The sequence below is a fragment of the Pragia fontium DSM 5563 = ATCC 49100 genome, from assembly GCF_900112475.1.
Taxonomy (GTDB): Bacteria; Pseudomonadota; Gammaproteobacteria; order Enterobacterales; family Enterobacteriaceae; genus Pragia; species Pragia fontium.
Window position 1 is genome coordinate 114,063 of the sequence record NZ_FOLW01000005.1, and the last position, 12,482, is coordinate 126,544.

Here is a 12,482-nt window from a genome sequence, read left to right on the forward strand (position 1 = left end):
TATGTTGAATTGGGTTGACTATGTCATTATTGGTGTTATTGGCTTTTCAGTACTGGTCAGCCTGATTCGCGGATTTGTTCGCGAGGCTTTGTCGTTAGTGACTTGGGTAGCAGCGTTCTTTGTTGCCAGTCAGTTTTACCCATATCTAACGGTTTACTTTACCCAGTTTCAGGATGAACTGGTACGTAATGGAATCGCTATTGCCGCGCTATTTATTGCGACGCTGATTGTGGGCGCTATTGTTAACTATGTGATCGGATCGCTGGTAAAACATACTGGCCTTTCAGGTACTGACCGCGTTTTAGGCATCTGTTTTGGTGCATTGCGTGGCGCCCTGATTGTGGCAGCACTACTGTTTTTCCTAGACTCGTTTACATCGTTCTCACATAGTTCAGACTGGGCTCAATCCCAGCTAATCCCGCAGTTTAGCCATATTATCAAGTGGTTCTTTGACTACTTGCAGAGTTCGTCGAGTTTCTTGCCGCACACTATGTAATAGCATGATTGTTAGATGGGCGTGCGGTGATACTGATGAGGAAAAGACAACATGTGCGGTATTGTCGGTATTGTTGGTTTTACGCCCGTTAACCAATCCATCTATGATGCGCTTACAGTGCTTCAGCACCGTGGGCAAGATGCAGCAGGGATTGTAACGATAGATGCAAATAATAGTTTTCGTTTAAGAAAGGCCAACGGACTGGTAAAAGATGTGTTCGAAATGCGGCATATGCAGCGTTTGCAAGGCAATATGGGCATCGGCCACGTTCGCTATCCTACTGCTGGAGGCTCCAGCGCTTCTGAAGCGCAGCCATTCTACGTTAACTCCCCTTACGGTATCTCTCTGGCCCATAATGGTAATCTGACCAATACCCATGAATTGAAACAGAAGATGTTTGAAGTGGCTCGTCGCCATATCAATACCACTTCTGATTCTGAAGTATTGCTGAATATTCTGGCCAGTGAACTGGATAACTTTCGCCATTACCCCTTAACGGCGGAAGATATTTTTACCTCAGTGCGTAATACTCATAAGATGATTCGTGGCGCGTATGCTTGTGTGGCGATGATTATTGGTCACGGTATGCTGGCATTTCGCGATCCTAATGGCATTCGTCCGCTAGTTATTGGTAAACGTAAGCTAGAGGATAACCGTGTTGAGTATATGGTGGCATCAGAAAGCGTCGCGTTAGATACATTGGGCTTTGAGTTCCTTCGCGATGTCGAGCCGGGAGAGGCTATCTACGTCACTGAGCAAGGGCAATTGTTTACTCAACAATGTGCCGACAATCCTGAAAGCCACCCTTGTCTGTTTGAGTACGTTTATTTTGCTCGACCGGATTCATTTATCGATAAAATTTCGGTATACAGCGCTCGTGTGCGTATGGGGAAAACGCTGGGAGAGAAAATTGCCCGTGAATGGGACGATTTAGATATCGATGTGGTGATTCCTATCCCAGAAACATCGTGTGATATTGCGCTGGAGATTGCGCGTATTCTTGATAAACCTTATCGTCAGGGCTTTGTGAAGAATCGCTATGTTGGTCGTACTTTTATTATGCCCGGCCAACAGGCGCGTAAACAGTCAGTTCGCCGTAAATTGAATGCCAATCGTGCAGAGTTCCGTGATAAGAATGTCCTGCTGGTGGATGATTCCATTGTGCGCGGTACCACATCTGAACAGATTGTTGAAATGGCAAGAGAAGCGGGGGCGAAGAAGGTTTATCTGGCTTCGGCTGCGCCAGAAGTGCGTTTTCCTAACGTTTACGGTATTGATATGCCAAGCGCTAATGAACTGATTGCACATGGTCGGGAAGTGGCGGAGATTAATGCGATTATCGGTGCTGATGCGTTGATTTTCCAAGATCTTGATGATTTGATCGAGGCAGTTCGCGATGATAACCACGATATTGAGCAGTTTGAGTGTTCAGTATTTGACGGTATCTATGTGACAAAAGATATCGATCAGAATTATCTCGATTATCTTGATACATTGCGTAGCGACGATACTAAAGTGGATACCGAACAGCACAATGCTGAAAATCTGGAGTTGTATAACGAAGGGTAAATCGTTCTCTGCTAAACTGTGCCGGGGTGAATGATTCAGTCCGGCATTTTTATTGCTGTTTGATTATGATTGATTAACCTTAATGATTGCGGCACAGTCTTCCATTATCAGCGAATGCAAAAGAGTCTTTATCATGAAACGTTTAATTATCGGCATTTCTGGTGCCAGCGGTGCGATTTATGGCATTCGTTTATTGCAGATACTGCAAAATTGCCCGGAGGTTGAAACTCATTTGATCGTGAGTAATGCCGCGCGCCAAACGCTGGCGTTGGAAACGGATTTCAGCCTGAAGGATGTCACATCGTTGGCTTCGGTGGTGCATGATGTTCGTGATATTGCTGCATCCGTTTCATCTGGCTCGTTCCGCTGTCATGGAATGGTTATTTTACCGTGTTCAATGAAAACCCTGTCGGCCATTGTTAACAGTTATACCGATGACCTATTAAGCCGAGCGGCTGACGTAGCGTTGAAAGAGAGAAAACCGCTGGTATTGTGCGTGAGAGAAACCCCGCTACACCTTGGACACCTGCGCTTAATGACTCAGGCCGCCGAGCTGGGGGCGGTGATTATGCCTCCGGTACCGGCTTTCTATCATCGCCCTGAAAGCATCATGGATATTGTTGATCAGACGATTAACCGGGTGTTAGATCAGTTTGATATTCAGTTGGAGCAGGACCTGTTTAAACGCTGGCAGGGTAAGTCTTGATGGTTAATCAAGAAATTAAATGTGTTGCGTGATTAAAAAGGGCAGATCCCAGCTTTCACTGGGATAACGATATCAGTGCTATAGGTAGACCTGAATGGATAAGCTGAGCCATTATGCCCGCCACTTCCGCCACTTCCGCCACTTCCGCCACTCTCATTATTCCCATAGCTTCCAGTCATTCCGGCGAAAGCCGGAATCTGGGTTTTAGCCTAATAGCAGCGGGTAGTCTAAGGACAGATCCCAGCTTTCGCTCTGAGGAATTCCCAGAAAAATAAACATGAATTCTTAACTATGATTTATATTGTCATTCCCGCATTTATACCGTCATCCCTGCGAAAGCGGGGACCTCGTTCTTAAGCCAAGCGTTGTCGTTAAGCTAAAACATTAGATGATTCGCTGCGCTCCCCTTCGGGCCATTCGCTATGCGAATGTTTGCTACGCCTGCGGCTACGCGTTCCGGTTTTCACCGGAACGACGAAGGGGGGAATGCGAGCATATTCTGAATGAGTCACTAATAAGTGGAATAAATCGCTCACAAAATACCCACTTTAATCCTTTGAATCCCCAAAGAAAAAATTTCTGGGGATTCATCAGAGCTTTCGCTGGGATGACAATATGAGTACTGTGGGGAGACTTGAATGGATAAGCTGAGTCATTATCGCCCGCCACTTTCGCTACTCTCATTACTCCCATCACCCCTGTCATTCCGGCGAAAGCCGGAATCTGGGTTTTAGCTTAATAGCAACGGATAGCCTAAGAGCAAATCCCAGCTTTCACCGGGATGACGAAATGAACACCGACCTTGCTTTACTTATTCTGGAAAAGATTCTCAAACGCCTTATCCAGCTCCGTAAATTCAAAACGATAGCCCGCATTCTCCAGACGTTTCGGCAGCGCTCGCTGACCAGTAAGCACCAAAACAGCCGATTCCCCCATCAGAAGACGAATTACAAATGCAGGGGTACGGAAGAAGTGGGGTCGGTCGATAGCCGATGTGAGTAGATCGGTGAATAGCTCATTATGTACCGGATAAGGTGAAACCATATTAAATGGGCCTTCAAGACCGGGAGTGGTGAGCAAAAATATGATGGCACCCACCATGTCGTTAATATGAATCCACGGCATATACTGCAAACCTGAACCCAGAGGGCCACCTAAGCCAATTTTAAAAATGGGTAGCATTTTGGCTAATGCTCCCCCTTCAGTAGAGAGCACAATACCGGTACGTATCAGACAGACCCGGGTGCGCGGGCTTTTGGCCAGCAAGGCTTCCTCTTCCCAACGTTGGCATAGGGTATGGGTAAACTCAGGGTGGGGGCTGTCATCTTCGGTTACTACGCTTTGCCCCTGATTACCGTAATAGCCTACCGCAGAGCCAGAAATAAACACCGATGGTGGATTTTCACTTTGGGTAATTAATTTGCTGAGTTGAGCGGTCAACTGCCAACGACTGTTACACAGGCGTGTTTTTTGTGCACTGGTCCAGCGTTTATCGGCAATAGGCTCACCAGCAAGGTTAATGACGGCATCAAATCCATCCAGTGAATTTAGAGTATCCAGCGAATCCAGATAATTAACGCTATCATCAAAAAGGGTGTGAGCATGCAGCGGATTACGGCTGAGGACAGTAATGCGATGAGACTGCAATAGCAGGTTTTTCGTCAGATGGCGACCAATGAGTCCTGTGGCACCTGTGATCAGTATATGCATGAGGGAACTCCTAAAGCAGTCATAAGCAATGAAACCGTCTTGTCTGTATTGATAATAATAGCGGATAGTTAGCGTAAAATACTCCTTTTGCTCACAACTTTATTTTTTAACCTGATCATTGCTCGTTAATCTGTATTTTTGTGCAATGATGATCGATCGCTGCTGATTAAGGTAATGGTGCTTTTGGCCGCGAATTGAGGGGGGGGACCTCATTTTGGCGCTGTTCATGCCATAAACGTCTGAGACAAACCGATTCGCTTAGTTTCTCCTTAATGCCATTATGTATATTATGACGAGATAAGATGATTTTTATGCAGTAGAATGCGCTGACTTAGGTCCTTTTTATCAAGCGATTAATCATAAAATATTAACCCAAATTCACTTCATACTTGGGGTCATGACCAATGAAACTGATGTTTGCTTCTGATTTACATGGTTCTTTATCTGCTACTCATCAGGTATTAGAGCGGTTTGAGCATTCAGGTGCCGGCTGGTTAATTTTATTGGGGGATTTGCTTTATCACGGGCCACGTAACCCATTGCCGGATAGCTATAATCCGGCAGAAGTGGCACTGCAACTTAATCGGTTTGCTGATAGAATTGTTGCGGTTCGTGGGAATTGTGATAGTGAAGTTGACCAAATGCTATTAAACTTCCCTATAGAGGCAACATGGCAACAGGTATTGCTCAACGAGCGGCGCTTGTTTTTGACCCATGGCCATCACTATTACCCTGATAAACTTCCTCCGCTACGTGCCGGGGATGTTTTTGTTTATGGGCATACACATATCCCGCAGGCCGAAAAGCGGCAGGATGTTTATCTATTTAATCCGGGGTCTGCCAGTTTACCGAAAGGTGGATACCCAGCAAGTTTTGGTATGTTGAGGGATGGGGAACTGCAAGTGTTGAGTTTGCAGCACGCGGAACCCATTGTTCAGGCATCGTTATAAAAAGGCTTTCATAGATGGAAGAACAAAACCAGACCGAACAGGTTGAGTGGGTCGATGTTGTTGATGAAAACAATAACGTGATGGCTCAAGTTACCCGTATGCAAATGAGAGAGAAAAACTTGCGCCACAGAGCCACCTATATTGTGGTTCATAATGGTATGGGAAGAATTTTGGTTCAGCGTCGTACTGATATAAAAGACTTCTATCCGGGATGGCTGGATGCGACTGCAGGCGGAGTGGTACAGCAGGGTGAAGATATGCTGGCATCGGCTCGTCGTGAAGCAGAAGAAGAGCTGGGGATTGCGGATGTTCCTTTTGCCGACCATGGCACTTTTTATTACGAATCAGATAGCTGTATGGTTTGGGGATCGTTATTTAGCTGTGTGTCACACGGCCCGTTTGCCTTACAGGAAGAAGAGATTGAAAGCGTACACTGGTTGACGCTGGAAGATATTCAGAGCCGAGCTGATGAATTTACGCCGGATTCGCTAAAAGCGCTGAATCTCTGGTTGACCCGAAATCCTGTACAACAGATGGAGCAGGAACAGGTCGAATCACAGTAAATTAATCAGGCTAACGTTCTATTCGGTCATAAAAAATGCCGGGCTCTTTATCAGAGCCCGGCATTTTTATGCCTGCAATAGCAGATTAGTTCTGGTTCTGTGCAGCCTGAATAGCCGTCAGTGCGATGGTATACACGATATCGTCAACCAGTGCACCGCGAGATAAGTCGTTCACTGGCTTGCGCATACCTTGTAACATCGGACCGATAGAAACCAAATCAGCAGAACGCTGAACGGCTTTATAAGTGGTGTTACCGGTGTTCAGGTCAGGGAAGATAAATACGGTCGCTTTACCGGCAACTGGAGAATTAGGTGCCTTAGAGCGGGCAACATCTTCCATAATGGCGGCGTCATACTGTAACGGACCATCAATCACCAGGTCAGGACGTTTTTCCTGAGCCAGACGGGTTGCTTCACGGACTTTATCAACATCACTACCGGTACCGGAGTTGCCGGTAGAGTAGGAGATCATGGCGACGCGAGGATCAACACCAAAAGCAGCGGCGGAGTCAGCGGACTGAATAGCAATTTCAGCCAGTTGCTCTGCGGTTGGATCTGGATTAATCGCACAGTCACCGTAAACCAGAACCTGTTCAGGTAGCAGCATGAAGAAGATAGAAGAAACTAGTGAGCTTCCCGGTGCTGTTTTAATTAACTGTAGCGGTGGGCGGATGGTGTTAGCGGTGGTATGAACAGCACCGGAAACCAGACCGTCAACTTCGCTCTGTTCCAGCATTAGAGTGCCCAGAACCACGTTATCTTGCAGTTGCTCACGGGCAACTACCTCGGTCATCCCTTTACTCTTACGCAGTTCCACTAAACGAGGAACATAACGCTCGCGGACTTCTGCCGGATCAACGATTTCTACGCCTTTACCCAGCTCAACGCCTTGCGCTTCAGCAACGCGCTTAACTTCTTCCGGATTACCCAATAGGATACATTGCGCAATACCACGCTCTGCACAGATAGCTGCAGCTTTGATGGTACGCGGCTCATCACCTTCAGGTAAAACGACGCGTTTACCGGCTTTACGTGCCAGCTCTGTGAGCTGATAACGGAAGGCAGGAGGAGACATGCGGCGGGAACCTTCAGAGTTAGCCGTCAGCGTATCAATCCACTCGCTATTGATGTGGCTGGCAATATAATCCTGTGATAATTCAATACGCTCATGGTCATCTGCTGGTGCTTCCAGACTGAAGCTTTGCAGTGACAGAGAGGTCTGCCAAGTATTGGTGTTCACCATAAATACCGGTAGGCCAGTTTCAAACGCTTGTTCACATAGTTTGTGTATGCGTTCGTCAATTTCATAGTCGCCGGTTAACAGAATCGCACCGATCTCTACGCCGTTCATTGCAGCTAAGCAAGCTGAAACCAGAACGTCAGGGCGATCGGCAGAGGTTACTAACAGTGAACCTGGACGGAAGTGCATCAGCATATTTGGAATGCTACGAGCACAGAAAGTGACGCTCTTGATACGACGAGTACGAATTTGACCTTCGTTAATGATACGAGCTTTAAGGTGATGAGCCATATCAATAGCACGGGTAGCAATCAGATCCAGATTCCACGGGATGCAGCCTAAAATTGGCAGCGTAGAATTAGTAAATAATTGTGCCGTATCTACAACGGTGATCGGCTGTTTAGCCGATGAATCGTCAAACATTTCTGACAGGTCAGGGCGAGTACGGCCTTGTTCATCAACCGGAGCATTCAGTTTATTGATAATAACGCCGGTAATGTTTTCGTTTTTATTGCCGCCGAAGTTGGAACGGGCTAATTCAATGCGTTCTTTTAACTGCGCCGGAGAATCATTACCTAATGCCATAACGAACACAATTTCTGCGCCCAGCGTTTTAGCAATTTCATAGTTTAGTGCATTAGCAAACTGGTGCTGGTGAGTGGGCACTAAACCTTCAATAAGTATCACTTCAGAATTTTTGGCACATTCCTGGTAACGTTCAACAATCGTTTCCATCAGGACGTCTTGTTTATTGCTACCCAGCAGGCTTTCCACCTGACTCATGCTTAACGGCTGTGCGGTAACCGCATTCGAATTGGCACGAAGAATTGTAGTGGTTTGGTCTGGCACATCAGAACCAGAACGGGATTGGGCTACTGGCTTAAAGACGCCTAAACGGACACCTTTGCGCTCCATAGCGCGAACGACACCTAGGCTAACACTGGTCAGCCCGACGCTGGTGCCGGTAGGGATTAACATAATGGTACGAGACACGACTAAACCTCTTTTAGGTTATGCTTTCGTCAAAACAACACCGCCAGCATGAGCTGACGGTGTTATTGTTTTTACGCTGTAAGACGGGAGGCGTCTTGAGCGATAACTAATTCTTCGTTAGTTGGAATGATTAATGCAGCACGGGTACCGTCTTTAGCAATGTTACCTGATTTGCCAAAACGGGCAGCCAAGTTACGGTCATGGTCAATATCAAAGCCTAACAGGGCTAATTTACCTAAGGCTAATTCGCGAACCATTGCCGCATTTTCGCCAATACCACCGGTAAAGATAACGGCATCCAGACGACCATCCATCAATGCGCAGTAAGCACCGATATATTTAGCTAAACGATGGCAGAATACGTCCATAGCACGCTTAGCGTCTTCTTTGTCTGCATAGTTATCTTCAACATAACGACAGTCGCTGGTTACTTCGGTCAGGCCTTGTAAACCAGATTCTTTGTTCAGCATGGTGTTGATCTGTTCCATGCTCATTCCCATTACATCGTATAAATGGAAAATGATCGCTGGATCGATATCACCGCTGCGAGTACCCATGACCAAACCTTCCAGCGGAGTCAGACCCATAGAAGTATCAACACATTCACCGTTACGGATAGCGGAAACTGAACCACCGTTACCTAAGTGACAGGTAATCACGTTCAATTCTTCTACCGGCTTGTTCAGCATTTTGGCTGCTTCACGGCTAACGTAGTAGTGGCTGGTACCGTGGAAGCCATAGCGACGGATACCGTGCTCTTTGTACAGGCTATACGGTAGAGCATACAGATAAGATTCTGCAGGCATTGTTTGATGGAAGGCAGTGTCAAAAACGGCCACGTTTTTATTTTTAAGGGCAGGGAACGCTTTGAATGCTTCTTCAATACCGATTAAACCAGCCGGATTATGCAGAGGCGCAAATGGCGCAGCAGCCTGGATACCTTTCAACACATCCGCGTTGATAACGGCTGATTGAGTGAACTGCTCTCCGCCGTGTACGATACGGTGGCCAATAGCCGTCAGGTTGTTTGACAGTTCCGGTTTTTGAGCCAGAATAGTATTAACAATGAAATTCAGAGCTTCGCTGTGTGCCGCACCAGCTCCAAGGGCTTCTTCGTGTTTACCGCCGTCCATTTTCCATTTAATACGGGCTTCTGGAAGGTTAAAACACTCGGCTAAACCAGAAAGGTGTTCTTCGCCATTGGCAGCATCAATGATGGCAAATTTCAGAGAAGAACTACCACAGTTAAGAACCAGAACCAGCTTACTCGACATAAGAAGTACCTATTTTATTCGTGATTGGGAAAACAAAAGTAGGGCAAGCGTAGCATCACAATTATGGGCGAACCCTAAAAGCGATCGTTTGCTGCGTACCCGCGTATTGATCTTTATTATTGTACACAATTGCCTGAAGACAGGTTATTGGTAATTATTTATCCACAATAATTCGTAATCATAATACATGGCCGAAAGGCCGCTGCTAGGATAATGCCTGCCAGTGTAAAAGCAAAACTGAAATGCAAAAAAAATTGATATTTATTAAACTACATCAAGTTTTTTATGCAAATGTTTTAAAATTTACGAAATTATTTGAAAGTGCATTATAATCCGGATGGCGACATAATGTACATATTAGCGCGTTCTGAAATCAAAGGCGGCAAACAAAATGTTACGTTCATCAGGTCCTATTCGTTGGGTGCAGATATTTCAACGTGGGCAAACCTACATGAAGACATGGCCGAATGAAAAACGTTTGGCGGTAGTCTTTCCCGAAAACCGCATTACGACTGCAACGCGGTTTGGGGTACGTTTTATGCCACCCATCGCCATCTTTACTTTAGCATGGCAGATTGCAATGAATGGCCAACTTGGGCCAGCAATAGCCGCAGCTATTTTTGCCTGTAGCCTACCGATGCAAGGACTATGGTGGTTGGGGAAACGATCCGTTTCCACTTTGCCACCAACGTTAAAGCAATGGTTTCATGAATTATGTGACAAACTGAATGAGGCGGGGCAGGAAATCGCACCGTTGGAGCAGGAACCTACCTATCAGCATTTGGCTGAACTACTAAACCACGCCTTTAAGCAGTTGGATAAAACCTTTCTGGATGAGCTTTAGTTTGACAGCTTAGAACAGTTGAAAACATCCTCGTCATTCCGGTGAAAACCGGAATCTGGTTTTTAGCTTAATGGCAGCATTTGGCTTAAGAGCGAGATCCTGGCTTTTGCCAGGATGACGATGTGAGTGCTGTGGATAGACTTGAGTTGCTCAACTGAACCATAATTCCTGTCATCGTTGTCATTACCGTAATCACAGTTATTCACACCATCCTCATCATTCCGGTGAAAACCGGAATCTGGTTTTTAGCTTAATGGCTGCATTTGGCTTAAGGGCGAGATCCTGGCTTTCGCCAGGATGACGATGTGAGTGCTGTGGATAGACTTGAATTGATCAACTGAACCATAATTCCTGCCATCGTTGCCATCGTTGCCATCGTTGTTATCACTGTAATCACAGTCATTCACACCATCCTCGTCATTCCGGTGAAAACCGGAATCTGGTTTTTAGCTTAATGGCAGCGTTTGGTTTAAGGGCGAGCTTCTGGCTTTCGCCGGAATGACGATGTGAGTGCTGTGAATTACTTTAATCAATAAATTAACGATACGTTCACTTATCCTGATACCCATTCACCTCTATTTTCTGCTTATTTATCACCGATAGACTAAACAAAAAATTACACTGAATGTGTATCACTCTGTTGCGCAATATGACATTCTCTAGGCATTAGTGATGGTGTTTTTATTCACACACAGATTTATTTTTTATTTTTGAATCTTAGGAGTTGTTATCGTGGAAATGACTAATGCCCAACGGCTAATCCTCTCAAACCAATATAAAATGATGACCATGATGGATCCTGAAAACGCCGAGCGCTATCGTCGTTTACAGACCATTATCGAGCGGGGTTTTGGTTTGCAGATGAAGGAACTGGAGCGAGAGTTCGGTGAACTGAATGAAGACACCTGCCGTACTATTATTAATATTATGGAAATGCATCATGCGCTAGGCGTTTCCTTTGAAAACCTGCGCGACCATCTGAAAGATAAAGCGGAAATTGATGAACGCCGTATCGCATTTCTCGGTTTTGATGCCGCCACAGAAGCACGCTACTTAAGCTATGTTCGCTTCCTGGTCAATACCGAAGGTCGTTATACTCACTTTGACTCCGGCACCCACGGTTTTAACGCACAGACTAAAATGTGGGATAAATATCAGCGCATGTTGGCAATCTGGCAATCCTGTCCGCGCCAGTACCATTTGTGCGCTATCGAGATTTCACAAATCATTAATGCCTAATAGATTTCGATACCCTATCGGTTTAAACCGATAGGGTATCGAGTGTAATGATATTTATTGATGGGAATAGCGAATTGAAAGGTAAAGGTTTTCTGTTTGATCTGGATGGTACGTTGGTCAGTTCTCTGGCGGTTGTTGAGCGGGCGTGGCTGGGATTGGCGCAACGTCTAAACGCCGATCCTCAGGAAGTACTGGATTTTATCCACGGTAAACAGGCTATCACTTCCCTACGCCACTTTATGAAAGGGCGCAGTGATGAAGAGATTAAGCATGAGTTTGACCGATTGGAACAAATCGAAGCCTCTGATACCGAGGGGATTGTGGCGTTACCGGGTGCGATAGAGTTGCTTAATCAGTTGGATACATTAAGTATTCCATGGGCTATTGTGACATCCGGTACGGTGCCGATTGCTCATGCTCGATGTAAAGCGGCGGGTATTCCATTTCCTGAGGTGTTTATTACCGCTGAATTAGTGGCGCGTGGTAAACCGGAGCCGGATGCTTATTTACTCGGCGCGCAACGTTTAGGATTAGAGCCTGCTCACTGTATCGCCGTGGAAGATGCGGCGGCAGGTCTGGCCTCCGGTTTGGCGGCAGGTTGCCAAGTGATTGCAGTTAACGTACCGGCGAATACGCCAGAGCTGGCACGAGTGGATAAGGTATTGGATTCACTTGAGCAGATTACGCTAGATTATGCTGATAACATTGTCAGAATCCAATTTCGCTAGTCCAATGCGTTATTAGCCGCATAAATCTAAAAAAGCTCCATATTAAGGAGCTTTTTTTATCGCCTTGAAAATAGAATTTATCTGTAACTTCATTATGATGGTTGAAGATTTTTCTTTTCATTGAAATTCATCTCACAACGTATTTTATTTTAATTTTTTAAGTTAAATCG

The 12,482-nt window shown here is 45.8% G+C and carries 11 protein-coding genes; 8 read left to right on the top strand and 3 right to left on the bottom strand.

What is annotated here, in order from left to right; genetic code table 11:
* Positions 1–4 precede the first annotated feature (4 nt).
* From cvpA to BMZ28_RS09330, 3 genes are all read left to right on the top strand, one after another.
* The gene (gene cvpA / locus BMZ28_RS09320) at positions 5–496 is read left to right on the top strand and encodes a colicin V production protein (protein WP_047782696.1); all 492 of its coding nucleotides are present in this window, start codon (positions 5–7) and stop codon (positions 494–496) included.
* A 51-nt stretch (positions 497–547) separates the two neighbouring features.
* Positions 548–2,065 (top strand): amidophosphoribosyltransferase, encoded by a 1,518-nt coding sequence (purF, locus tag BMZ28_RS09325; RefSeq protein WP_074822638.1) that lies wholly within the window; start codon positions 548–550, stop codon positions 2,063–2,065.
* Positions 2,066–2,198: 133 nt separating this feature from the next.
* On the top strand, positions 2,199–2,771 hold the full coding sequence (locus BMZ28_RS09330; RefSeq protein WP_074822641.1) for a UbiX family flavin prenyltransferase: 573 nt from the start codon (positions 2,199–2,201) through the stop codon (positions 2,769–2,771).
* Positions 2,772–3,578: 807 nt separating this feature from the next.
* Here BMZ28_RS09330 and BMZ28_RS09335 read toward each other — a convergent pair.
* On the bottom strand, positions 3,579–4,481 hold the full coding sequence (locus tag BMZ28_RS09335; protein ID WP_074822644.1) for a TIGR01777 family oxidoreductase: 903 nt from the start codon (positions 4,479–4,481) through the stop codon (positions 3,579–3,581).
* 404 nt (positions 4,482–4,885) lie between these two features.
* Here BMZ28_RS09335 and yfcE point away from each other — a divergent pair, with 404 nt between their 5' ends.
* Together yfcE and yfcD are read left to right on the top strand one after the other, a co-directional pair.
* Positions 4,886–5,431 (top strand): phosphodiesterase, encoded by a 546-nt coding sequence (gene yfcE / locus BMZ28_RS09340; protein WP_047781481.1) that lies wholly within the window; start codon positions 4,886–4,888, stop codon positions 5,429–5,431.
* Between the two features lie 14 nt (positions 5,432–5,445).
* A complete protein-coding gene (gene yfcD / locus BMZ28_RS09345) occupies positions 5,446–5,994 on the top strand; it encodes an NUDIX hydrolase YfcD (RefSeq protein WP_047781480.1) in 549 nt (182 codons plus the stop codon).
* A gap of 85 nt (positions 5,995–6,079) precedes the next feature.
* On the opposite strand, the gene pta is transcribed toward yfcD, so the two are convergent.
* Both pta and ackA read right to left on the bottom strand, forming a co-directional pair.
* Positions 6,080–8,227, bottom strand: a complete 2,148-nt coding sequence (gene pta / locus BMZ28_RS09350) for a phosphate acetyltransferase (protein WP_047781479.1) — start codon at positions 8,225–8,227, stop codon at positions 6,080–6,082.
* A 71-nt stretch (positions 8,228–8,298) separates the two neighbouring features.
* Entirely contained in the window at positions 8,299–9,501 is a 1,203-nt protein-coding gene (gene ackA, locus BMZ28_RS09355) for an acetate kinase (RefSeq protein WP_047781478.1), read from the bottom strand.
* Positions 9,502–9,892: 391 nt separating this feature from the next.
* On the opposite strand from ackA, the gene yfbV reads away from it, so the two are divergent.
* From yfbV to BMZ28_RS09370, 3 genes are all read left to right on the top strand, one after another.
* Entirely contained in the window at positions 9,893–10,345 is a 453-nt protein-coding gene (gene yfbV, locus BMZ28_RS09360) for a terminus macrodomain insulation protein YfbV (protein WP_074822647.1), read from the top strand.
* 732 nt (positions 10,346–11,077) lie between these two features.
* Positions 11,078–11,584: a YfbU family protein gene (locus tag BMZ28_RS09365; RefSeq protein ID WP_074822651.1), complete on the top strand. Its 507-nt coding sequence runs from the start codon at positions 11,078–11,080 to the stop codon at positions 11,582–11,584.
* A 74-nt stretch (positions 11,585–11,658) separates the two neighbouring features.
* Positions 11,659–12,312: a sugar phosphatase gene (locus BMZ28_RS09370; protein ID WP_074822839.1), complete on the top strand. Its 654-nt coding sequence runs from the start codon at positions 11,659–11,661 to the stop codon at positions 12,310–12,312.
* The last annotated feature ends 170 nt before the right edge of the window (positions 12,313–12,482 follow it).